The organism is Streptomyces sp. NPDC042638 (assembly GCF_040647235.1).
Classification (GTDB): Bacteria; Actinomycetota; Actinomycetes; order Streptomycetales; family Streptomycetaceae; genus Streptomyces; species Streptomyces rameus.
Window position 1 is genome coordinate 68,336 of sequence record NZ_JBEZBT010000029.1, and the last position, 21,206, is coordinate 89,541.

At 72.7% G+C, this 21,206-nt stretch carries 22 protein-coding genes; 10 read left to right on the top strand and 12 right to left on the bottom strand.

Annotated features, from left to right (window positions below):
- Positions 1–48 precede the first annotated feature (48 nt).
- From AB0B40_RS22910 to AB0B40_RS22920, 3 genes are all read left to right on the top strand, one after another.
- Positions 49–1,200: an acyl-CoA dehydrogenase family protein gene (locus tag AB0B40_RS22910; protein ID WP_345049493.1), complete on the top strand. Its 1,152-nt coding sequence runs from the start codon at positions 49–51 to the stop codon at positions 1,198–1,200.
- 70 nt (positions 1,201–1,270) lie between these two features.
- A complete protein-coding gene (locus tag AB0B40_RS22915) occupies positions 1,271–1,558 on the top strand; it encodes a YiaA/YiaB family inner membrane protein (RefSeq protein ID WP_345049007.1) in 288 nt (95 codons plus the stop codon).
- 71 nt (positions 1,559–1,629) lie between these two features.
- Entirely contained in the window at positions 1,630–2,253 is a 624-nt protein-coding gene (locus tag AB0B40_RS22920; RefSeq protein ID WP_345049010.1) for a TetR/AcrR family transcriptional regulator, read from the top strand.
- Positions 2,254–2,266: 13 nt separating this feature from the next.
- Here AB0B40_RS22920 and AB0B40_RS22925 read toward each other — a convergent pair whose 3' ends face one another.
- A complete protein-coding gene (locus AB0B40_RS22925) occupies positions 2,267–2,728 on the bottom strand; it encodes a MaoC family dehydratase (RefSeq protein ID WP_345049013.1) in 462 nt (153 codons plus the stop codon).
- 114 nt (positions 2,729–2,842) lie between these two features.
- On the opposite strand from AB0B40_RS22925, the gene soxR reads away from it, so the two are divergent.
- The gene (gene soxR / locus AB0B40_RS22930) at positions 2,843–3,301 is read left to right on the top strand and encodes a redox-sensitive transcriptional activator SoxR (protein ID WP_345049016.1); all 459 of its coding nucleotides are present in this window, start codon (positions 2,843–2,845) and stop codon (positions 3,299–3,301) included.
- A gap of 111 nt (positions 3,302–3,412) precedes the next feature.
- On the opposite strand, the gene AB0B40_RS22935 is transcribed toward soxR, so the two are convergent.
- Both AB0B40_RS22935 and AB0B40_RS22940 read right to left on the bottom strand, forming a co-directional pair.
- A complete protein-coding gene (locus AB0B40_RS22935) occupies positions 3,413–4,123 on the bottom strand; it encodes a 3-keto-5-aminohexanoate cleavage protein (RefSeq protein WP_362265272.1) in 711 nt (236 codons plus the stop codon).
- Positions 4,124–4,285: 162 nt separating this feature from the next.
- Positions 4,286–4,888: a hypothetical protein gene (locus AB0B40_RS22940; RefSeq protein ID WP_345049048.1), complete on the bottom strand. Its 603-nt coding sequence runs from the start codon at positions 4,886–4,888 to the stop codon at positions 4,286–4,288.
- A 213-nt stretch (positions 4,889–5,101) separates the two neighbouring features.
- On the opposite strand from AB0B40_RS22940, the gene AB0B40_RS22945 reads away from it, so the two are divergent.
- A complete protein-coding gene (locus AB0B40_RS22945) occupies positions 5,102–7,891 on the top strand; it encodes a penicillin acylase family protein (protein WP_362265274.1) in 2,790 nt (929 codons plus the stop codon).
- A 36-nt stretch (positions 7,892–7,927) separates the two neighbouring features.
- Here AB0B40_RS22945 and AB0B40_RS22950 read toward each other — a convergent pair whose 3' ends face one another.
- Both AB0B40_RS22950 and AB0B40_RS22955 read right to left on the bottom strand, forming a co-directional pair.
- The gene (locus AB0B40_RS22950) at positions 7,928–9,223 is read right to left on the bottom strand and encodes a serine-threonine protein kinase (protein WP_345049054.1); all 1,296 of its coding nucleotides are present in this window, start codon (positions 9,221–9,223) and stop codon (positions 7,928–7,930) included.
- 81 nt (positions 9,224–9,304) lie between these two features.
- On the bottom strand, positions 9,305–10,525 hold the full coding sequence (locus AB0B40_RS22955) for a DUF1343 domain-containing protein (RefSeq protein WP_362265276.1): 1,221 nt from the start codon (positions 10,523–10,525) through the stop codon (positions 9,305–9,307).
- Positions 10,526–10,706: 181 nt separating this feature from the next.
- On the opposite strand from AB0B40_RS22955, the gene AB0B40_RS22960 reads away from it, so the two are divergent.
- Genes AB0B40_RS22960 through AB0B40_RS22970 form a run of 3 tightly spaced genes read left to right on the top strand, consistent with a single transcriptional unit; the run spans position 10,707 to position 13,763 of the window.
- Positions 10,707–11,480 (top strand): SDR family oxidoreductase, encoded by a 774-nt coding sequence (locus AB0B40_RS22960; RefSeq protein WP_362265278.1) that lies wholly within the window; start codon positions 10,707–10,709, stop codon positions 11,478–11,480.
- Positions 11,477–13,141 (top strand): AMP-binding protein, encoded by a 1,665-nt coding sequence (locus tag AB0B40_RS22965; RefSeq protein ID WP_345049063.1) that lies wholly within the window; start codon positions 11,477–11,479, stop codon positions 13,139–13,141. Before AB0B40_RS22960 ends, AB0B40_RS22965 begins: the two co-directional genes overlap by 4 nt.
- Positions 13,142–13,169: 28 nt before the next feature.
- A complete protein-coding gene (locus tag AB0B40_RS22970) occupies positions 13,170–13,763 on the top strand; it encodes a TetR/AcrR family transcriptional regulator (protein WP_345049067.1) in 594 nt (197 codons plus the stop codon).
- A gap of 65 nt (positions 13,764–13,828) precedes the next feature.
- Here the strand turns inward: AB0B40_RS22970 and AB0B40_RS22975 are convergent, their stop codons facing one another.
- The 3 genes from AB0B40_RS22975 to AB0B40_RS22985 all read right to left on the bottom strand — a co-directional run bounded on the left by AB0B40_RS22975 (position 13,829) and on the right by AB0B40_RS22985 (position 16,539).
- The gene (locus AB0B40_RS22975; RefSeq protein WP_345049069.1) at positions 13,829–15,043 is read right to left on the bottom strand and encodes an acyl-CoA dehydrogenase; all 1,215 of its coding nucleotides are present in this window, start codon (positions 15,041–15,043) and stop codon (positions 13,829–13,831) included.
- Positions 15,044–15,048: 5 nt separating this feature from the next.
- Positions 15,049–16,071 (bottom strand): phosphotransferase family protein, encoded by a 1,023-nt coding sequence (locus tag AB0B40_RS22980; protein ID WP_362265280.1) that lies wholly within the window; start codon positions 16,069–16,071, stop codon positions 15,049–15,051.
- A 168-nt stretch (positions 16,072–16,239) separates the two neighbouring features.
- On the bottom strand, positions 16,240–16,539 hold the full coding sequence (locus tag AB0B40_RS22985) for a hypothetical protein (RefSeq protein ID WP_362265282.1): 300 nt from the start codon (positions 16,537–16,539) through the stop codon (positions 16,240–16,242).
- 113 nt (positions 16,540–16,652) lie between these two features.
- Between AB0B40_RS22985 and AB0B40_RS22990 the strand changes: the two genes are divergently transcribed.
- Positions 16,653–17,582, top strand: a complete 930-nt coding sequence (locus tag AB0B40_RS22990) for an NADP-dependent oxidoreductase (RefSeq protein WP_362265284.1) — start codon at positions 16,653–16,655, stop codon at positions 17,580–17,582.
- Positions 17,583–17,640: 58 nt separating this feature from the next.
- Here the strand turns inward: AB0B40_RS22990 and AB0B40_RS22995 are convergent, their stop codons facing one another.
- Genes AB0B40_RS22995 through AB0B40_RS23010 form a run of 4 tightly spaced genes read right to left on the bottom strand, consistent with a single transcriptional unit; the run spans position 17,641 to position 19,842 of the window.
- On the bottom strand, positions 17,641–17,967 hold the full coding sequence (locus tag AB0B40_RS22995; RefSeq protein WP_362265286.1) for a DUF202 domain-containing protein: 327 nt from the start codon (positions 17,965–17,967) through the stop codon (positions 17,641–17,643).
- Entirely contained in the window at positions 17,964–18,356 is a 393-nt protein-coding gene (locus tag AB0B40_RS23000) for a DUF202 domain-containing protein (RefSeq protein WP_345049084.1), read from the bottom strand. The genes AB0B40_RS22995 and AB0B40_RS23000 overlap by 4 nt, the downstream gene beginning before the upstream one ends.
- Positions 18,357–18,376: 20 nt before the next feature.
- Complete coding sequence (locus tag AB0B40_RS23005) at positions 18,377–18,892, bottom strand: NUDIX domain-containing protein (protein ID WP_345049086.1); 516 nt, start codon at positions 18,890–18,892, stop codon at positions 18,377–18,379.
- 35 nt (positions 18,893–18,927) lie between these two features.
- Positions 18,928–19,842, bottom strand: a complete 915-nt coding sequence (locus AB0B40_RS23010) for a DMT family transporter (RefSeq protein WP_345049090.1) — start codon at positions 19,840–19,842, stop codon at positions 18,928–18,930.
- A 356-nt stretch (positions 19,843–20,198) separates the two neighbouring features.
- On the opposite strand from AB0B40_RS23010, the gene AB0B40_RS23015 reads away from it, so the two are divergent.
- A complete protein-coding gene (locus AB0B40_RS23015) occupies positions 20,199–21,203 on the top strand; it encodes a hypothetical protein (RefSeq protein WP_362265288.1) in 1,005 nt (334 codons plus the stop codon).
- The last annotated feature ends 3 nt before the right edge of the window (positions 21,204–21,206 follow it).

The window sequence follows — 21,206 nt, forward strand, 5'->3', positions numbered from 1 at the left end:
GGTTTTCAAGATCCGTCGATGGATCCGTTCGTATGGGGTGATCTCGTGGTGAACCTGGGGCTCAGCGAGGAGCAGACGGCCGTACGGCGGCTCGCCCGGGACTTCGTGGCGCGCGAGATCGCCCCGCACGTCGTCGCCTGGGACCGGGCCGAGGAGGTCGACCGGGGCATCGTGAACAAGCTCGGCGAGGTCGGCTTCCTCGGACTGACCGTCGACGAGGAGTACGGGGGCTCCGGCGGCGACCACCTGGCCTACTGCCTGGTCACCGAGGAGCTGGGGCGCGGGGACTCCTCGGTCCGCGGGATCGTCTCCGTCTCCCTCGGGCTGGTCGCCAAGACGATCGCCGCCTGGGGGAGCGAGGAGCAGAAGCGGCGCTGGCTGCCGGGGCTCACCGCCGGCGAGTACGTCGGCTGCTTCGGGCTCACCGAGCCCGGCACCGGCTCCGACGCGGGCAGCCTCACCACCCGGGCCGTCCGCGAGGGCGGCGACTACGTCGTCAACGGCACCAAGATGTTCATCACGAACGGCACCTGGGCGGACGTCGTCCTGCTCTTCGCCCGCTCCACCGACGCCCCCGGCCACAAGGGCGTGTCCGCCTTCCTGGTCCCCACCGACACCCCCGGCCTGACCCGACGTACCGTGCACGGCAAGCTCGGTCTGCGCGGTCAGGCCACCGCCGAGCTGGTGCTGGAGGACGTGCGCGTACCCGCCTCGGCCATGCTCGGCGAGGAGGGCAAGGGCTTCTCCGTCGCCATGTCCGCACTGGCCAAGGGGCGGATGTCGGTGGCCGCCGGCTGTGTCGGGATAGCCCAGGCGGCACTGGACGCCGCCGTGCGGTACGCCGGTGAGCGCGAGCAGTTCGGGGGGCCCATCGCCCGCCACCAGCTGGTGCAGGAGCTGATCAGCGACATCGCCGTCGACGTGGACGCGGCCCGGCTGCTGACCTGGCGGGTCGCCGACCTGATCGACCGGGGCGAGCCGTTCGCCGTCGAGTCCTCCAAGGCCAAGCTGTTCGCCTCCGAGGCCGCCGTCCGCGCCGCCAGCAACGCCCTCCAGGTCTTCGGCGGCTACGGCTACATCGACGAGTACCCGGCCGGCAAACTCCTGCGCGACGCCCGCGTGATGACCCTCTACGAGGGCACCAGCCAGATCCAGAAGCTGCTCATCGGCCGCTCCCTGACCGGGATTTCGGCCTTCTGAGTACGGTCCGAGTACGTCTTTGAGTATCCCGGCGGATGGGGCGCGTGCCGCGTCCGCCGATGCTGGGGCCATGAGTGACACACCGGTCAAACAGCAGAGCACCGCCGCGTTCTACGGCCAGGCGGTCGCCTCCTTCGCGGTCGCCATGGCGGCCACCGCCATCGGCATCCTCCGGCTCGACGCCAACGCCTGGGTCCGCGGCTTCCTGGCGATCGCCGTCCTCTACCTCGTCACCTCCGCCTTCACCCTCGCCAAGGTCATCCGGGACCGGCAGGAGGCCGGGCAGCTCGTCAGCCGGGTCGACCAGGCCCGCCTGGAGAAGCTGCTCGCCGACCACGACCCCTTCGAGAAGCTCTGAGCGGCCACGCTAAGCGCCCGCTCACCGTCGGCGGTATGGTGGTGCTCCCGACCGAGAGGGGCGAGCCAGCGATGAGTACGGCGGAGGAGACGGCCGGCGGCGAAGTGGAGCCGTGGGACGAGGTCACCCCTGACGCGGCCCGGCGGCTGCTCGTCGCCGCCGTGGAGGCCTTCGCCGAGCGCGGCTACCACGCGACGACGACCCGGGACATCGCGGGCCGCGCCGGCATGAGCCCGGCCGCGCTCTACATCCACTACAAGACCAAGGAAGAGCTGCTCCACCGGATCAGCAGGATCGGCCACGACAAGGCCCTCGACATCCTGCGCACCGCGGCCCGGCGCGAGGGCAGCGCCGCGGAGCGGCTGGCCGACGCGGTCGGCTCCTTCGTCCGCTGGCACGCCGGCCGGCGCACCACCGCGCGGGTCGTGCAGTACGAGCTGGACGCACTCGGCCCCGAGGCCCGCGCCGAGATCGTCGCGCTGCGCCGCCAGGTGGACGCGGAGGTGCGCGGGATCATCGAGGACGGCGTGGCCTCGGGCGAGTTCGACGTCCCCGACGTGCAGGGCACCACACTCGCCGTGCTGTCGCTGTGCATCGACGTCGCCCGCTGGTTCACCGTGAACGGCCCGCGCACCCCCGAGGAGGTCGGCGCGCTCTACGCCGGCCTCGTGCTGCGCATGGTCGGGGCCGGGTAGACCCCGGCCCGGCCTACAGGTAGTACCGGGCCACCGACTCCGCGACGCACACCGGCTTGTCGCCGCCCTCGCGCTCCACGGTGAAGGCGACCGCCACCTGCACACCGCCGGTGACGTCCTCGACACCGGTGATCTTCGCGGTGGCCCGCAGCCGGGAGCCGACGGGCACGGGGGCGGGGAAACGGACCTTGTTCGTCCCGTAGTTGACGCCCATCTTCACGCCCTCGACCCGGATGAGCTGCGGCCCGAAGAGCGGGAGCAGCGACAGGGTGAGGTAGCCGTGGGCGATGGTGGTCCCGAACGGGCCCGCGGCGGCCTTCTCGGGGTCCACGTGGATCCACTGGTGGTCCCCGGTCGCCTCCGCGAACAGGTCGATCCGCTTCTGGTCGATCTCCAGCCAGTCGGTGGTGCCCAGCTGCTCACCCACGGCCGCCTTCAGCTCGTCGGGGGAGGTGAAGGTCCTCGGTTCCGCCATGTTCCCGGCCTCTCGCTCGCGTCTCTAAGCAACTGCTTAGCATGGTCGGGTGGGGGGTCGATGTCAACGGATGACGTACCGGGCGGCCCGAGTGGTCTCTGTAATCTCTGAGGGGTGCCTCAGATTCCCGAGAAGATCCACGAGCTGACCGTCGGCCAGCTGGCCGCGCGCAGCGGAGCGGCGGTGTCCGCCCTGCACTTCTACGAGGCCAAAGGGCTGATCTCCAGTCGGCGCACCTCCGGCAACCAGCGGCGCTACAGCCGTGACACCCTGCGCCGGGTGGCCTTCGTCCGCGCGGCCCAGCGGGTCGGCATCCCGCTGGCCACGATCCGGGACGCCCTGGCCGAACTCCCCGAGGAGCGGACGCCGACCAAGGAGGACTGGGCGCGGCTGTCGGAGAAGTGGCGCTCGGAACTGGAGGAGCGGATCCAGCAGCTGAACCGTTTGCGCGACCATCTCACCGACTGCATCGGCTGCGGGTGCCTGTCGCTGCAGACGTGTGTGCTGTCCAACCCGGACGACGTGTTCGGCGACCGGCTGACGGGTTCGCGCCTCATGGCGGAGCGGCGCTGACGGCCGCCGCGGCAGAGGCGGTCGGCATGTCGGCGGTGACACGCGGCGTGGGCAGGGGAGTTCCCCTTCGCCCGGACCGCGCCGAGCCGGCCGGGCCGCCGGGCGGCGGGCTCACCCGTGTTGAGCGAGTGCCTCGGCCACCAGCCGGGCGTTGGACCGCGCCCGTCGGCCGTCCGGCAGCAGCAGGGTGTCCTCCAGGCCGATCCTGGTGGCGAGGCCCAGCCGGCCCGCCAGCCGGAGCACCGGCCAGGTGCCGCCCTCCTGGCCGTGCAGCAGCACCGGGCGGCCGTGCGCCGTGCCCAGCCTCGCCAGCAGCGCCCGCGCCGACGCCTCGGCGGTCGCCGGGTCCGGGTCGGTCACCTCGGCCAGCACCCGCAGCACTCTCGGCCCGAGCGGCGAGGCCGCGAACCGGCTGACGCCCTCGGTGCCGGAGAAAACGCCGGCCTCCACGGCCACGCCCCGGGCGCGCAGCTCCCCGGCGACCTCCTCGGCGCCCGCTTCGTGCCAGTTGACCGACGCGAAGTCCGGCAGCACCGACCAGGAGCGCACCCGGGCGACACGGGCCGCCGGATCGGGTTCGGCCCAGGCTCCCGTGGTCACCCCGACCGGCACGCGCACCTGTGCGCGCACCGCCTCCAGCACCGGAGCGAGCACCCGCGGGGAGAGACTGTCCTGACCGCACGGCGTCTTCGGGTGGACATGGACCGAGGTGGCACCGGCCGCCACCGCCTCGGCGGCCGAACGCGCCAGGTCCAGCGGGGACATCGGCACCTCCGCGCCGTCGGCGGCCGAACGGGTCCCGTTGAGACACACCTGCACCATGGCCCGATGATGCCAGCCCCCGCCGACAACGGCCGGGGGAGGCTCCGTCCCGTGTGGTGACGGCCCCCGGGGACGCTCCGCGGACGGGGTGCGGCATCCCCTGCGCACCCCGCACCGGTGCCGGCCCGCCGCGCGCGCCGCACCCGGTGCCGCCCCGACCGCTCAGGCCGACATCAACAGGCGTTCCCGCCTGGCGTACTGCAGGACCCGCGGGCTGAGGACGGGCCGCGGTACCAGGATCCCGCAGTCCGCGCAGACCGGGCCGGACGACGGCTCGTGGTCCAGGCCGTATCTCCACACCAGCCGCTCCCCGGCGCAGACCGGGCACGACGAGCCCGGTTCCCGCTCCAGTGCCGCGATCAGCCGGCGCAGCACCTCCGCGAGCGGCTCCTCGGGGTGCACCCGGGGATCGTCGCACCAGGCGACCCCGAACCCGCCCCAGGTCAGCCGGTGCCAGTCGTCCACGCTGCCCGGCCTGCGCAGCCCGTCGTGCTTCTCCTTCCTGCGGCGCTCGGTGAAGTCGGTCTCGTAGGCGAGCCAGACATCACGCGCCTCCTCCAGCTCCTCCAGCGCGGCCACGAGCCGCGCCGGATCGGGGGAGCGGTCCTCGGGCCCGAAACCGGCCCGGGAGCACAGATGGTCCCAGGTCGCCCTGTGCCCGTAAGGGGCGAACTTCTCCAGGCACTTGCGCAGCGAGTACCGCCGCAGCGCCAGATCACAGCGCGGGTCGCGTACTTGTCTCGCCAGACTCCGGAAACCTGCCATCGCCCTGCACCTCCGTCACACCTGCATCGGCACCTGCACTTCGGTCACTTCGGCGTCGTCGTACGGACGTCGCCGAATAGACGTATCGACAGGCGATTCGGCTCCATCGCTTCTTCGATTGCGCTTGCGGACTTCAAAAACTGACGCATGTTCATCTTTTAACCGGGGGATACCGGCGGTAACGTTCGGCCACCCCAGTCGCTAGGAGCCGCCATGCCACGGCGCACCCCACGTACCGTCCTTGACAGACTGAGAACGTCCCGCCAACTCTTCGGGTTCCTGAAGACCGCGTCCGTATGCGTCCTCGTCGCAGGTCTTCTCTCCCCCCTCACCCAGACCGCGGTGGCGGCGCCCGGCGCGGCGGCCTCCAACGACTACTGCGGCGGCCAGTGTTCGGACATCCTGCCGCCCGGACAGAACGGCAACGCCACCCTCGCCCAGATCCTGCTCAACCAGGCCTTCGGCACCCAGCCGTCACACGCCGAGGACCAGCTCGGCCCGTACGCCGGCCTCGCCACCGGCTACCCGGGCCTGACCGACGCGAAGATCAACACCTTCTTCAACGACGCCTCCTTCGGCGTCCCCTCCGACCAGGTCGCCTCCAGCGAGAAACCGGCCGGCCGCGGCGACGTCACCATCGTCCGCGACAAGAAGACCGGTGTGCCGCACATCACAGGCACCACCCGGTACGGCACCGAGTTCGGCGCCGGATACGCCGCGGCCGAGGACCGGCTGTGGCTGATGGACGTCTTCCGGCACGTGGGCCGCGGCCGGCTGACCGGCTTCGCCGGCGGCGCGCCCGCCAACCAGGGCCTGGAGCAGCAGTTCTACCGCAGCGCGCCCTACACCGAGGCCGAGCTGCAGGGGCAGATCGACAGCGCCGTGGCCAAGAGCGGTGCCCGCGGCCAGCAGGCCCTCGCCGACGTGGGCGCCTATCTCGCCGGCATCAACGCCTACATCGACGCCTCGGACAGCGGCCGTTACTTCCCCGGCGAGTACGTCCTCACCGGCCACAAGGACGCGATCACCAACGCCGGCACCATAGAACACTTCAAGGTCACCGACCTCGTGGCGCTGGCCTCCGTGGTCGGCTCGCTGTTCGGCTCCGGCGGCGGCGGCGAGGTCAACAACGCCATGTCCCTGCTCGCCGCCCAGCAGAAGTACGGCGTCGAGGAGGGCACCCGGGTCTGGGAGTCGTTCCGTGAACGCAACGACCCCGAGGCCGCCCTCACCGTCCACAACGGTGAGAGCTTCCCGTACGGCGCCAAGCCCGCCAACGCCCAGGGCGCGGCCCTGCCCGACGCCGGCACGGTGACCGAGGAACCCCTCGTCTACGACCGCACGGGCAGCGCGGCCACGGCGGCGGCCAGGAACACCTCCGCCACCGCCGCCAAGGCGATCACGAGTTCCGCCAGGCGCGGCATGTCCAACGCGCTCGTGGTCAGCGGCGCGCACACGGCGAGCGGCCATCCGATCGCCGTCTTCGGACCGCAGACCGGCTACTTCGCCCCGCAGCTGCTCCTGCTCCAGGAGATCCAGGGCCCCGGCATCAGCGCCCGCGGCGCCTCCTTCGCGGGGCTGAGCATGTACGTCGAACTCGGCCGCGGCCAGGACTACTCCTGGAGCGCCACCACCTCAGGCCAGGACATCATCGACACCTACGCGGTCGAGCTGTGCCAGGACGACTACCACTACCTGTACCGCGGCACCTGCACCGCCATGGACAAGGCCGAGCAGAAGAACGCCTGGACGCCGACCGTGGCCGACGGCACGGCCGCGGGGTCGTACACCATGCGCGTGTGGCGCACGAAGTACGGACCGGTGACCTACCGGGCGACCGTCGGCGGCAAGAAGGTCGCCTACACCACCCTGCGCTCCTCCTATCTGCACGAGGCCGACTCGATCATCGGCTTCCAGATGCTCAACGACCCCGACTACGTCAAGGGCCCGAAGGACTTCCAGAGCGCGGCCCAGCACATCAACTACACCTTCAACTGGTTCTACGCCGACTCCCAGCACACCGCGTACTACAACAGCGGTGACAACCCCGTGCGGGCGAGCGGCGTCGACGCGGAGTTCCCGGTGTGGGCGCAGCCCGCGTACGAGTGGAGGAACTGGGACCCGGCCGCCAACACGGCCGACTACACCCCGGCGTCCGCCCACCCCAACTCGGTCGACCAGGACTACTACATCTCCTGGAACAACAAGCAGGCCAAGGACTACACCACCGCGCCCTGGGCGGACGGCTCCGTGCACCGCGGCAACCTGCTGGACGACCGGGTGAGGAGACTCGTCGCGGCCGGCGGCGTGACCCGGACGAAGCTGGTGCAGGCCATGGCCGACGCGGGCCTGACGGACCTGCGCGCGGAGGACGTGCTGCCGAAGCTGCTGAAGGTGATCGGTTCCGCCTCGGTGACGGACGCCACGGTCGCCGACGCGGTGAACAAGCTCCAGGCGTGGCTGGGCGCCGGTGCCAAGCGCACCGAGACCTCAGCGGGTTCCAAAAGCTACGCGAACGCCGACGCGATCCGCGTCCTGGACGCCTGGTGGCCGCTGCTGGTCAAGGCCGAGTTCGAACCCGGCCTGGGCAGCGATCTGTACACGGCCTTCACCGCCAACGCGCCGATCGACGAGGCGCCGTCCGCCGGACACGGCCCGACCGGCTCACACGCCGGCAGTTCCTTCCAGTACGGCTGGTGGAGCTACGTCGACAAGGACATCCGGGCCGTGCTCGGGGAACCCGTACAGGGCGCCCTGGCGCACACGTACTGCGGCGGCGGCAGCCTCACCGCCTGCCGGGACAGCCTGGTCGGCACCCTGAAGCAGGCGGCCGGCCTGACCGCCGCCCAGGTCTACCCGGGCGACGACCAGTGCTCGGCCGGTGACCAGTGGTGTGCCGACTCCATCGCGCAGCGCCCGCTGGGAGGCGTCAAGCACGGCAGGATCAGCTGGCAGAACCGGCCGACCTACCAGCAGGTCGTGGAGTACACCTCGCACCGCTGAGGCACGGCCGGGAGGCCCGGGTGCGCGGGCGGCGGGTCAGGCGATACGGCCCGCCGCCAGTACCACCCGCGCCAGTTCGGGGTGCACGATGTCACTGTGCGCCCCGGACGGCGCGCCTCCGCGCCGGACCACGGCCGCCACGTCCACGTTCACACAGCCCGACGCCGGCAGCGGACCGCGCAGGGCCGCCGCCAGGTCCAGCGTCGCGGTGCCCGGTACCGCCTGCACCCCGTCGTGCCCCATGGCCCCCCACTGCGGACCCAGCACGGCCGCGATCTCGCTGCCCGCGCAGGAGCGGTCGTCCCCGGCGAGCCGGGAGGCCAGCGGGTAGAACGTGCCGAGGGCGGCGTCGAAGTGGGAGTGGCAGCACACCAGGGGGCCGTCGACGCGCCGGTGCCCGTCCCTGAGCGTCCCCGACCGGTCCGGCGCGTGCGGCAGCCGGGCCGCGAACGCGTAGTGCGAGAAGGCGCCCTGGAGCAGGGTCACCGACTTCACCGTACGCACCGTCCCGGGCAGCCCGCGCAGCGCGAACGCCACCAGCCGGCCACCGAAGCTGTGCCCGACCAGATGCACCCGCACCCCGGGCGCCGCCTCGGCCAACCGCCCGAGCAGCGGCCCGAGTCCGCGCTCGCCGACCGTCCCGGCCCGCCGCTTCATCTGGTAGTACGCCGCCTGCCGCAGCAGCTCCTTCGCGCCGTCCCACGGATTCGGCAAGCCGAACCGGGCGCCGTCGGCCGCCGGGCCGAGCGCGGCCAGCGCGTCGGCGAACTGTTCGCACACGCTCACCGGGTCCGCGTCGAACACGGCCGGGGCGCCCGGCTCGTCCGTGTCGGCCGGCCCCTCGCCGCCGTCCGGCAGCAGCCGCACCAGCCGCCCGAACTCGGTCAGCCCCGCGACGCCGTCCGGCCGCTCGTCCAGCATCCGGGCCAGCCGGTCCAGCGTGGCGGCCCGGCCCGGAAAGGTCTCCAGCAGCGCGCGCCGGGTGTCCTCGTCCAGCGCCGGTCCGGGCGCCGCCTGAGCCGCCACGGCCGCCACGGACTCCGGGAAGTCCGGGATCGGCTCGTCGCTGAACCGCATCGACGGCCAGATCACGCCGACGTACCCGAGCCGGGCCTTCGGCGCCAGCCTGGGCAGGGGAGCGAAGAATCGCCGGTACAGCGCGGTCGCGCCCGAGCGGTCGTTGTTCCAGCCGTGCGAGAAGACGATCAGGTCACGGACGCCGTACTCCGTGACCTGCGCCGCCAGCCGGTCACGTTCGGGGCCGTCCACGTCCCCGTCCGCGTCGAAGGTCAGCTCCCAGTAGGGAGTCACGCTCATCCCAGGATCCGCCATACCAGGCTCCCTCGTCACCCGCAACGGTGCGCTGCGCACGTATCGTCCTGCCGGGGTGCGGGGTTGGCCAGGGACCGCGGGCTACTTGTAGAGGAGATATTCCTTTCGAACCCGGCGGAACGCGGCCAGCTCGTCCTGCCAGGCGCCCGTCACCTCGTCGGTGCCGGCGCCCGCGTCGATCATCGTGCGCACCCGGTCGGAGCCGGTGAGCTTGTCGATCCAGTCGTCGGAGCGCCAGGCGAAGCCGTCCCACACCTTCCTGGCGGTCACCAGCAGCGCGATCCCGGTGCGTACGGGGTCGTAGGCGGCCCGGTCGGTCACGTGGAGCTGCACCCCGCCGGCCGTCCTGCCCGCGAACTTGGAGAACGTGGGCGCGAAGTACGCCTCCCGGAACCGCACACCGGGCAGCCCGAGTGCGTTCACGGCGGCGGCCCAGCGGCCGTCGATGCCCTCGGCGCCCAGGAGTTCGAAGGGCCGGGTCGTGCCGCGCCCCTCGGAGAGGTTGGTGCCCTCGAACATGCAGGTGCCGGAGTACACCAGCGCGGTGTCCGCCGTGGGCATGTTGGGGCTCGGCGGCACCCACGGCAGACCGCAGTCGTCGTAGAACAGGCCGCGCCGCCAGCCCGACATCAGGACCGTCTCCAGCGGCACGGGCGCGGTCAGGAACTCCCCGTTGAACAGCCGGGCCAGCTCCGCCACGGTCATGCCGTGCGCCTGCGCGATCGGCTGCCGGCCGACGAAGGTGGCGAACTCCTTGTGCAGCACCGGGCCCCCGGCCGCGCGGCCGGTCACCGGGTTCGGGCGGTCCAGGACGACGAAGCGCTTGCCGGCGAGCCGGGCCGCCTCCATGCAGTCGTACAGGGTCCAGATGTACGTGTAGAAGCGGGCGCCCACGTCCTGGATGTCGAAGACGACGGTGTCGACGCCGGAGGCGGTGAAGACGTCGGCGAGCGGCCGGCCGCTCTTGAGGTAGGTGTCGTACACCGGCAGACCGGTCGCCGGGTCGTCGTAGCGGCCCTCGGAGCCGCCAGCCTGCGCGGTGCCGCGGAAGCCGTGCTCGGGGCCGAACACCGCCGTCAGCTGCACCCGCGGGTCCTGGTGCATGACGTCGACGATGTGGCGGGCGTCCCGGGTGATGCCGGTGGGGTTGGTGACGACACCCGCCTTCTGGCCGGTGAGCAGGGAGTAACCGTCGGCGGCCAGTCTTTCGAAGCCGGTGTGCAGACGCTCGTGGCGTCGCCGGGGCAGCGGAGCCGCCGACAGCGCGGCCGAGGCGAGCAGGTTTCTCCGGGACAGGTGCATGGGGGCCTCCGGTGCGTGGTCACGTGCGGGCCGTTCGAGTGGGCACGTGCGGGCCGTTCGCGGGTGCGCGCGCGGTTCCCCGCGCCCCTTTGAGGTTGGTGCAGTCACCCTTCCGTTTACACATACCGACCGGTTAGTCTGACGGTCGCCGAGTCGAATCGCGCCGTGTCGAAGGAGACCGATGGTGGAAGCCGTGCAGGATGCGGGAGTGGTCGTCACCGGGGCGGGCGGTGGTATCGGGGCCGCGCTGGCCCGGCGGTTTGCCGCCGAGGGCGCCCGGGTCGTCGTGAACGACCTGGACGCCCGCAAGGCCGAGGCGGTGGCCGAGGAGATCGGCGGGACCGCCGTACCCGGCGACGCCTCCGCGATCGTCGCCGAGGCCCGGGACGCGCTCGGCGGCACCGTGGACGTCTACTGCGCCAACGCGGGCGTCGCCTTCGAGGACGGCGACCTGGGCTCCACCCTGGACGAGACGTCCTGGGCGGCCTCCTGGGACGTCAACCTGATGGCCCACGTCCGCGCGGCCCACGCCCTGCTGCCCGACTGGCTGGAGCGGGGCACCGGCCGGTTCGTCTCCACCGTCTCCGCCGCCGGTCTGCTGACGATGATCGGCGCGCCCTCCTACAGCGTGACCAAGCACGGCGCCTACGCCTTCGCCGAGTGGCTGTCCCTGACGTACCGCCACCGGGGTGTCAGGGTCCACGCCATCTGTCCGCAGGGCGTCCGCACCGACATGCTGGCCGCCACCGGCAGCGCGGGCGACCTCGTGCTCCAGCCGACCGCGATCGAGCCGGAGACCGTGGCCGACGCGCTGTTCGAGGGCATCGAGGAGGACCGCTTCCTGATCCTGCCGCACCCCGAGGTCGCCGGCTTCTACCAGGTGCGGGCCGGCGAGCCCGACCGCTGGCTCGCCACCATGAACCACATCCAGCAGAAGTGGGAGACCGGCCGGTGACCGCCTCCCGCTACGCCGGCCGGCCCTGGCTCGCCCTGCTCGACGAGGCCCAGCGCGCCCCCGTCGACCCCGCCGACTCCCTCGTGCACGCCCTGCGCGAAGCCGTCGCCGAGGCACCCGAGCGCACCTTCCTCACCTACTTCGACGCCCGCCTGAGCTACCGCGAGGTGGACGAGCTGAGTGACTCCGTCGCCGCCCACCTCGCCGCCCGCGGCCTGGAGCGCGGCGACCGGGTGGCCGTCCTGCTGCAGAACAGCCCGCACTTCGCACTGGCCGTGCTCGGCGCCTGGAAGGCGGGCGCGACCGTCGTCCCGGTCAACCCCATGTACAAGTCGGGGGAGGTGGCGCACGTCCTGCGGGACGGCGAGGTGGCCGCGCTGGTCTGCACCGACCGGGCCTGGGAGGCGTACCTGCGCGAGACGGCCGCCGGCTCGCCGGTGCGCGTCGTGCTCACCGCCTGCGAACGGGACTTCCAGACCCGCGACGACGCGCGCGTGCTCAGCTTCGAGCGGCTGCCCCAGGCCCCCGACGCCGACGACCTGGTGGCGGTCGCCCGGCGGGGCGGCCGGGCCCCCGAGGGCCGCGCACCCCGCCCGGACGAGATCGCGCTGATCAGCTACACCTCGGGCACCAGCGGCACACCCAAGGGCGCCACCAACACCCACGCCAACATCATGCACAACGCCGAGCGGCAGGCCGCCGGGCTCGGTCTGCCCGAGGCACCCGTCTACTACGCGCTCGCGCCGCTGTTCCACATCACCGGCATGGTGTGCCAGTTCGGTGCCTGCCTGGCGAGCGCCGGCACCCTGGTGCTCACCTACCGCTTCGAACCCGGCGTCGTCCTGGACGCCTTCGCCGAGCACCGCCCGCACTACACCGTCGGCCCCTCCACCGCCTACATGGCGCTCGCCGCCCACCCGGACGTCACCCGCGAGCACTTCGCCTCCTTCGTCAACATGTCGTCCGGCGGCGCCCCCGTGCCGCCGGCCCTGGTGGAGAGGTTCCGGGAGCGCTTCGGGCCGTACATCCGGGTCGGGTACGGCCTCACCGAGTGCACCGCGCCCTGCGCCTCCGTCCCGCCCGGCCTGGAGGCGCCCGTGGACCCGGTCTCCGGGACGCTGTCCGTCGGGCTGCCCGGTGCCGACACGGTCGTGCGCATCCTGGACGACCAGGGCGCGGAGGTGCCCTTCGGGGAGCAGGGCGAGATCGTCGTCCGCGGTCCGCAGGTGGTGCCCGGTTACTGGCGGCGCCCGGACGCCACCGCCGAGACCTTCCCGGACGGCGAGCTGCGCACCGGCGACATCGGGTTCATGGACGAGCAGGGCTGGCTGTACGTCGTGGACCGCAAGAAGGACATGATCAACGCGTCCGGCTTCAAGGTGTGGCCGCGCGAGGTCGAGGACGTGCTGTACACGCACCCGGCGGTGCGCGAGGCGGCCGTCGTCGGAGTGCCCGACGGGTACCGTGGCGAGACCGTCAAGGCCTTCATCAGCCTGCGTCCGGGGGCCGAGGCCGCCCCGGACGAACTCGCGGGGTACTGCAAGGAGAGACTGGCCGCCTACAAGTACCCGCGGCAGGTGGAGATCCTGCCCGACCTGCCCAAGACGGCGAGTGGGAAGATCCTCCGTCGGGAACTGCGTTCCCGTACCGCACAGGATTAGCAGCAGAACGGAAAGGCAGGTGGCGGAAGTGCCCAGGACGACGGACGGAGACGGGACGCCCGTCCCCCAGCGGCTGCTGGCCGCCGCCACCCGGCTCTTCGCCGAGCGGGGTTACGACCGCACCTCCGTGCAGGAGATCGTGGAGGCGGCCGGCGTCACCAAGGGGGCGCTCTACCACTACTTCGGCTCCAAGGACGACCTGCTGCACGAGGTCTACGCGCGCGTGCTGCGTCTGCAGCAGGAGCGGCTGGACAGGTTCGCCAACGCCGACGAGCCCGTGGACAAGCGGCTCAGGGACGCGGCGGCGGACGTCGTCGTCACGACGATCGAGAACCTCGACGACGCGATGATCTTCTTCCGCTCCATGCACCACCTCAGCCCGGAGAAGAACAAGCAGGTCCGCGCCGAGCGGCGGCGCTACCACGAGCAGTTCCGCGCGCTCGTCGAGGAGGGCCAGAAGGAGGGGGTCTTCTCCACGGCGACCCCGGCCGACCTGGTGGTGGACTACCACTTCGGCTCCGTCCACCACCTGTCGACGTGGTACCGGCCCGACGGGCCCCTCACCCCCCAGCAGGTCGCCGACCACCTCGCCGACCTGCTGCTGCGCGCGCTGCGGCCGTAGCGCCGGCGCCACCGCGCACACATGAGGGGCGGCCCCCGAGAGCGGGCCGCCCCTCACGCGTGTCCTTACAGGTACTTCTTCAGCTCCCGGCGCGCCAGTGACCGCTGGTGCACCTCGTCGGGGCCGTCGGCGAGCATCAGGGTGCGGGCGCTCGCGTACAGCTCGGCCAGCGGGAAGTCCTGGCTCACGCCGCCCGCGCCGTGCAGCTGGATCGCCCGGTCCAGGATGCCGACCACCGCGCGCGGGGTGGCGATCTTGATGGCCTGGATCTCCGTGTGGGCGCCCTTGTTGCCGACGGTGTCCATCAGCCAGGCCGTCTTCAGCACCAGCAGCCGCAGCTGCTCGACGGTGACCCGGGCGTCGGCGATCCAGTTCTGGACGACGCCCTGCTGGGCCAGCGCCTTGCCGAACGCGGTACGCGAGACGGCCCGCCGGCACATCAGCTCGATCGCCCGCTCCGCCATGCCGATCAGCCGCATGCAGTGGTGGATCCGGCCCGGCCCGAGCCGGGCCTGGGCGATGGCGAAGCCGCCGCCCTCCTCGCCGACGAGGTTCGTCACCGGCACGCGCGCGTGGTCGAAGACCACCTCGGCGTGGCCGCCGTGGGAGTGGTCCTCGTAGCCGAAGACCTGCATCGCCCGTTCGACGGTGACGCCCGGGGTGTCGCGGGGGACCAGGACCATCGACTGCTGACGGCGGATGTCGGCGCCGTCCGGGTCCGTCTTGCCCATCACGATGAAGATCCTGCAGTCCGGGTTCATCGCCCCGGAGATGTACCACTTGCGACCGGTGATCACATAGTCGTCGCCGTCCCGCTCGATGTGCGTGGTGATGTTCGTGGCGTCCGAGGAGGCCACCTCCGGCTCGGTCATCGCGAACGCCGAGCGGATCTCACCCGCCAGCAGCGGTTCCAGCCACTGCTTCTTCTGCTCCTCGGAGCCGAACTGCGCCAGCACCTCCATGTTCCCGGTGTCGGGCGCGGCGCAGTTCGTCGCGGGGGGCGCCAGATGCGGGGAACGGCCGGTGATCTCGGCGAGCGGCGCGTACTGGAGGTTGGTCAGCCCGGCGCCGTACCCGGCGTCGGGGAGGAAGAGGTTCCACAGGCCCCGCCTGCGCGCCTCGGCCTTCAGCTCCTCGACCACGGCCGGGGTGTCCCAGGGGGAGGCAAGCCGGGCCCGCTGCTCCTCGGCGACCGGCTCGGCCGGGTAGACGTACTCGTCCATGAAGGCCAGCAGCCTGGCCCGGAGTTCCTCGGTGCGCGCGTCGAACGCGAAGTCCATGCGGGTCAGCCTTCCTGAAGAGTCGTCAGTCCGTGCTCGATGAAGACGGGCACGAGGTCACCGATGCTGTCGAAGCCCCGCCCGACCGTCTGGCCGAGCGTGTACCGGTAGTGGATGCCCTCCAGGATCACGGCGAGCTTGAACCAGGCGAACGCCGTGTACCAGGAGACGGCCGAGACGTCCCGGCCGGAGCGGGCCGCGTACCGCTCGACCAGTTCCTGCGGGGAGGGGTGCCCCGGGGCCTCGGCGGTGGTGGAGACGGGCGAGTCGGTCATGCCCAGCGGCCGGCTGTACATCACCAGCAGGCCCAGGTCGGTCAGCGGGTCGCCGAGCGTGGACATCTCCCAGTCGAGGATCGCCCTGATCCGGTCGTCGTCGCCGATCAGGACGTTGTCCAGCCGGTAGTCGCCGTGCACGACCGCCGGGGCGGGGGAGGTGGGCAGGGCGCGGCCGAGCGCCGCGTGCAGCTCGTCGATGCCCGCCAGGTCGCGGTTGCGGGAGGCGTCCAGCTGCTTGCCCCAGCGGCGCAGCTGCCGGTCCAGGAAGCCCTCCGGGCGGCCGAAGTCGGCGAGGCCCACCTCGGCGGGGTCCACGGCGTGCAGCTCGACCAGCGTGTCCACCAGGGACAGCACCGCGTTCCGGGTGCGCTCGGCGCCGAGCGGGGCGAGCTGCCCCGCGGTGCGGTAAGGGGTGCCCTCCACGAACTCCATGACGTAGAAAGGTGCTCCGAGCACCTCCTCGTCCTCGCACAGCAGCAGCGGGCGGGGGACCGGCACCCGGGTCGGGTGCAGGGCGCTGATCACCCGGTGTTCGCGCTTCATGTCATGTGCGGTGGCCAGCACATGGCCGAGCGGGGGCCGCCGGACGACCCACTTGGAGGTACCGTCGCCGAGCGCGTAGGTGAGGTTCGACCGTCCGCCCTCGATCAGCCGTCCGGTCAGGGGGCCGTTCACCAGACCGGGGCGCTCGCGGTCGAGCACGGCGCGCAGCCGGTCCAGGTCGAGCCCGGGCGGGTGGTCGGCGCTCATACATCACTCCTAGGGACGGGTGAACTGGTCCCGACTCATGATGCCGACCGGTCGGTATGCCGTCCAGGGGGTGACGCCGAGATCACGGCGAACGTGACCGGGACCACGACGGCCCGACGGCTCCCCGCGAGCTGCCGGGGAGCCGTCGGGCCGCTGCGTCGTGGCAGGTCAGTGATCGTCCCAGTGGCCGCCGTGCTCGGCGTGCCGGTGTCCGTCGTGCAGGTAGTCGACGTGGTCGCCGTGCGGCACCTGCGCGTGCCCGCACTCGTCGTGGTGCACGTGCTCGTGGCCCTCGTGGACGGAGTGCCCGGCCGGCTCGCACTCGTCCCAGTGGCCCTCGTGCTCCCGGTGCAGATGCCCGTCATGGGCGTAGTCCACGTGGTCGCCGTGCGGCACGGGGTCGTGGCCGCAGCCCGGACCGTGGCTGTGCGTTCCGTGGGCGGTGTGTTCCTGGTGGACGGTGGTCATGGTGCTCACCTTCGGGGGTACGGGGTGCCGATGACGGACAGGTTGCCACGCGAAAGCCTTGTATCGGGACATCCCGGTTGCGTGGCGCACGAGTACACCGGAGGGTCGAGGGCATGAAGGGCATCAGCTACAGCAGGTACGGCGGTCCCGAGGTGCTGGAGTACGGCGAACTGCGCGACCCCAAGGTCGGCCCGGACCAGGTCCTGGTCGAGGTGCGCGCGGCGGCCGTCAATCCGGTCGACTGGAAGTGCCGCGAGGGCCATCTCGACCCGCTCCTGGACGCCGTCTTCCCGGTGATCCCCGGCTGGGACGTCAGCGGGGTGGTCGTGCGGCCGGGCGTCGCGGTCACGGAGTTCGCCGCCGGTGACGAGGTCATCGGCTACGTCCGCGAGGACTTCCTGTCCCGGGGCACCTTCGCCGAGTACGTGGCCGCGCCCGTGCGCACCCTGGCCCGCAAGCCGCGCAACCTGTCCTTCGAGGAGGCCTCCGGACTCCCGCTGGCCGGGCTCACCGCCTATCAGGTGCTGGTCAAGGTGCTGGAGGTCCAGCGCGGCGAGACCGTCCTGGTGCACGCTGCGGCCGGCGGGGTCGGCTCGCTCGCCGTGCAGATCGCCGCCCACCTCGGCGCCCGGGTCATCGGCACCGCGGGCGAGGCCAACCACGACCACGTCCGCGAGCTGGGCGCTGAGCCGGTGGCCTACGGCGAGGGCCTGGCGGAACGCGTGCGGGCGCTCGCCCCCGGAGGCGTGGACGCGGTCTTCGACACCGTCGGCGGGGACACGCTGAAGGTCTCGGCCAACCTGCTCGCCCCGGAGGGCCGGCTCGCGTCGATCGCCGACCCGGCGGTGGTGGGCCACGGCGGCCGGTACGCCTTCGTCCGCCCCGACGCCGAGGACCTCGGCCGCCTCTCGGAGCTGGCGGAGCGGGGCGTGGTCTCCGTGCACGTGCAGGAGACGTTCCCGCTGGAACGGGCGGCGGACGCCCAGCGGCTGAACCAGGAGGGCCACACCCGCGGCAAGATCGTGGTCACCGTGGACCGGTAGGCCGGCCAGGACACTCCCTGGTGGACCCCGTCCGGGCACATGATCCGGACGGGAGGCCCTAGACGACCAGTACGGCCGCGCACACCGCCAGCGCCACCGCGTACGCCACCGCCGCCGTCGCCTGGCGCGGGGCGAGCGCGGGCGGCGGGCCGCCGGCGGCCAGGGCGCGGATGCGGCGGTGGGCCACCTGGAGGAAGCCCAGCCACAGCACGCAGCACACCGCGCAGACGATGATCCCGGTGGCCGGCAGGCCGCCGTGCAGCGCCGTCCGCAGGGCGAGGACGGCGGCCACGGTGGCCGACAGCGTCGTACGGCGCCAGGCCAGCCGGGTGCGTTCGGGCTGCAGCCCGGGGTCCCGGACCGCCGGGGCCGCCCCGGCCGTCACCCCTCCCACCCGACCAGCACCACCACGATCATCGCGACGGCCACCACCGCCACGATGAGGCTCAGCAGTGCCGGGAACCGCGAGGCGGGCAGGTCCTCGCCGCGGCGGATCGCCCGCTCGCAGCGCACCCAGTGGTTCACCGCGCGCAGGGAGCACAGCACACCGGCCCCGAGCAGCGCGAGCGCGAGACCGGCCCGCCAGGCCCAGCGCAGGTCCGGCAGGAACTGGTCCACCGCGAATCCGCCGCCGATCAGCGCCAGCGCCGTGCGCAGCCAGGCGAGAAACGTGCGCTCGTTGGCCAGCGAGAACCGGTAGTCGGGCGTACCGCCCTCGTCCCGCACCCGCTCCGGCGCGAACCACAGCTGGATGTTCCGTACGAATTCGCTCACCCGGCGACCCTATCGGGCGGTCACCGGCCGGCCCGGAACGCCCGCAGCCGCTCGTACGCCGCCAGGCCGTCCGGCACCCACTCCCACTCCCCGAGCCGCCGCCGGACCTCCTCCTCGGGCAGGAAGGCGTGCCACTGGACCTCCTCCGGCTGAGGGCGCACGGGCAGCTCGCAGCGCACCTCGTACACCGCCGACCACCAGCTGTTCCCGGCGCCGTCGTCGTACAGGAACTTGAAGAGGTACGCCGGCCGGGGCAGCCCGGTCACGCCCAGCTCCTCCTCGGCCTCCCTCAGCGCCGCCGCGTCGTAGGACTCGCCCGCGCCGACGACCCCGCCCACGAACATGTCGTACAGGGCGGGGAACACCAGCTTGGTCGCCGTACGCCGGTGCACGAAGAGCCGGCCTGCCGCGTCCCGGGCCTGGACGAACACACAGCGGTGGCGCAGCCCCCGGGCGTACGCCTCGCCGCGCGGGCTGCGGGCGACGACCCGGTCGTGCTCGTCGACGATGTCGAGGATCTCGTCAGCAGGGTTCATGCCCGTATCCAAGCAAAGCCACGGACACCCGTGGTTCAGCGCCGCTGGAGGTCCCGGGCCGAGGACTCCGTCTCGCCTGTGCCGCACGGCATGGCCGGATGCAGCCCGAGCAGCACGATGCCCCCCACCACGGCGGCGAGTCCGGCCGCCTCCCAGGCCAGCGCCCCGGTGTCGGTGCGCAGCCGGTCGCCGAGGAAGCCCACCCCGCACAGGATCCCGGCGAGCGGCTCGGCCGCGGTGAGCGCGGGCAGCGACATGCGCAGCGGGGCCGTCTCGAACGCGCTCTGCACCAGCACCAGCCCGGTGACCCCGCAGGCCACCACGCCGTACGGCTGCCAGGCGGTGAGCAGTTCGCCGAAGCCCCCGGCGGAGAAGAGGGTGCCGCTCACCCGGGTCAGCGCGTCCTGCACGCCGTACAGCAGCCCGCCGGCCAGGGCCAGCAGCACCGGCCCCCAGCTCAGTCGGGAGCGCTTGGCGTACGCCGTGAGCACCAGGGCCACGCCCACCACGAGCCCGATGATCAGCCAGTGCCGCAGCGGATCGGCGACGGCCGTCCCGCCGCGCGGCTCGCCGCCCGTGATGAACGCGCTCACCCCGCCCGCGAGCAGCAGCAGACCGGCCCAGCCCTGGCGGCCCAGGGGCTGTCTGGTCTGGTGCCGGGACAGGGCGAGGGCGAACAGCAGGTTGGTCGCGAGCAGCGGTTCGACCAGGGAGATCTCGCCTTCGCCGAGGGCGACGGCGCCGAGCACCATGCCGACCACCATCAGCCCGAGGCCGCCCAGCCAGCGCGGCATCCGCATCAGGTCGAGCAGCAGCCGGAAGGACAGGAAGTCGCTGAGCGGTGCCTTCTGGGCCGCGTTCTGCTGGAGTACGAAGCCGAAGCCCAGACAGCAGGCCGCGCTCACGGCGAGAAGGAGAACCAGAACGGACACGCTGCGTACCTCGATCATCCGGCCGGACCACGGGCGCGTAGTGGCCGACTGTAGCGCTCCCGGTACAGCATTGCCCCGGAAGTACCCGCGGCCGGGTGGTGGACTCGCCATGCTCCGCAAACGGAAGCCCGGCCGCCATGGCGTACGCCACAGAAAGCCGGGGAGCGGGGCCGGTGACGCCATGGCGTACGCCACAGGTGATGCCGCTGCCCGGCCCGTGGGCGCCCGGCCCACCTGCGCCGGAAGCGTCAAGTGGGGTGCCCGGGGCGGAGGTTGAAGCGGTCATCACCGTCGTTCCGCTTGACGCGATCCTTGGCTGGGGGTTTGCTGTGCGTGATCGGTCGATGGCAGCCCGAGAAACAGGAAGCCCCGCGGTGCCCCCTCTCCCGCCCCTGCTCGGCGTTCGCCGGGCCGCAACGCACCCCTCCGACGACACCCGGGACGACTCCGGTGCCTTCGCCACCGCGCCGGAGGACGACTCCGGTGCCTTTGACGCCGCGCTGGACGACGCGGAACTGCGCACCGCCCGGGCCGCGCCGCCCCAGGGCCGGCGGCAGGCCGCCCGCTCCCTGCTGGTGCACACCGGCGACGACTGGGACCGCCGCGGCCACCGTCTGACCGTGCTCGCCCAGGCCCCCCGCGCCGCCGCCTGGGCGAACGACTGGCTGGCCGCCGAGCCCGGCTCCGCCGACGCCGCCACGCTGCTCGCCCTGGCCCTGGTCCGGCGCGCCCTGCGCGGCGAGGAGCGACCCGGCCGGGCCCACGCGGCCTGCGAAGCCGCCGCCGCCCTCGCTCCGGCCGACCCCACGCCCTGGCTCGGTCTGCTCCTGCTGGCCCGGGCCTTCGGTCCGACCAGCGAGCTGCTGGGCACGTTCGCCGAGCTGCGCCGCCGCCACCCCGAGCACCACCACGCCCACCACCTGCTGATGGCCGGCCTCGCCGAACACGCCGGAGGCGGCCGGGCCGAGGAGCACGAGGTCTACGACGCCGCCGAGGCGGCCGCCGCGAACGCCCCGGCCGACTCCCCGCTGGCCGTCCTGCCGGTCGTCGCCTACGCCGAGCGCTACCGGGTCCTCGCCGCCGCCGGCCTGGCCCCCGCCGACCCGGCGGCCTCCCGGCACTGGTCCGGACCGCGGGCCCGGCGGCTCCTGCGCGCCTCCTTCGACTGGTGGCTGGAATGGGAGCACGACGAGCACCCGCGCCGCCTCATCGACCTCAACCACCTCGCGTTCGCCCTGTCCTGCGCCGGCCGCCCGGCCGAGGCGGCGGCCCTGTTCCAGCGCATCGGCGACCACGCCACCGCGGCCCCCTGGGCCTACGCGCACCGCGACCCCCGGGCGGCCTTCCGTACGGCCCGCGCCCGCTCCCTCGGACGGTGACGA

What these genes read in the sequence shown, in the direction of transcription:
- AB0B40_RS23010 (WP_345049090.1), bottom strand. Translation starts at nt 19,842, where the DNA reads ATGATCGAGGTACGCAGCGTGTCCGTTCTGGTTCTCCTTCTCGCCGTG.
- AB0B40_RS22960 (WP_362265278.1), top strand. Translation starts at nt 10,707, where the DNA reads ATGGTGGAAGCCGTGCAGGATGCGGGAGTGGTCGTCACCGGGGCGGGC.
- AB0B40_RS22940 (WP_345049048.1), bottom strand. Translation starts at nt 4,888, where the DNA reads ATGGCAGGTTTCCGGAGTCTGGCGAGACAAGTACGCGACCCGCGCTGT.
- AB0B40_RS22975 (WP_345049069.1), bottom strand. Translation starts at nt 15,043, where the DNA reads ATGGACTTCGCGTTCGACGCGCGCACCGAGGAACTCCGGGCCAGGCTG.
- AB0B40_RS22925 (WP_345049013.1), bottom strand. Translation starts at nt 2,728, where the DNA reads ATGGCGGAACCGAGGACCTTCACCTCCCCCGACGAGCTGAAGGCGGCC.
- AB0B40_RS23005 (WP_345049086.1), bottom strand. Translation starts at nt 18,892, where the DNA reads ATGAACCCTGCTGACGAGATCCTCGACATCGTCGACGAGCACGACCGG.
- AB0B40_RS22955 (WP_362265276.1), bottom strand. Translation starts at nt 10,525, where the DNA reads ATGCACCTGTCCCGGAGAAACCTGCTCGCCTCGGCCGCGCTGTCGGCG.
- AB0B40_RS22990 (WP_362265284.1), top strand. Translation starts at nt 16,653, where the DNA reads ATGAAGGGCATCAGCTACAGCAGGTACGGCGGTCCCGAGGTGCTGGAG.
- AB0B40_RS22945 (WP_362265274.1), top strand. Translation starts at nt 5,102, where the DNA reads ATGCCACGGCGCACCCCACGTACCGTCCTTGACAGACTGAGAACGTCC.
- AB0B40_RS22950 (WP_345049054.1), bottom strand. Translation starts at nt 9,223, where the DNA reads ATGGCGGATCCTGGGATGAGCGTGACTCCCTACTGGGAGCTGACCTTC.
- AB0B40_RS22985 (WP_362265282.1), bottom strand. Translation starts at nt 16,539, where the DNA reads ATGACCACCGTCCACCAGGAACACACCGCCCACGGAACGCACAGCCAC.
- AB0B40_RS22915 (WP_345049007.1), top strand. Translation starts at nt 1,271, where the DNA reads ATGAGTGACACACCGGTCAAACAGCAGAGCACCGCCGCGTTCTACGGC.
- AB0B40_RS22920 (WP_345049010.1), top strand. Translation starts at nt 1,630, where the DNA reads ATGAGTACGGCGGAGGAGACGGCCGGCGGCGAAGTGGAGCCGTGGGAC.
- AB0B40_RS22980 (WP_362265280.1), bottom strand. Translation starts at nt 16,071, where the DNA reads ATGAGCGCCGACCACCCGCCCGGGCTCGACCTGGACCGGCTGCGCGCC.
- AB0B40_RS22935 (WP_362265272.1), bottom strand. Translation starts at nt 4,123, where the DNA reads ATGGTGCAGGTGTGTCTCAACGGGACCCGTTCGGCCGCCGACGGCGCG.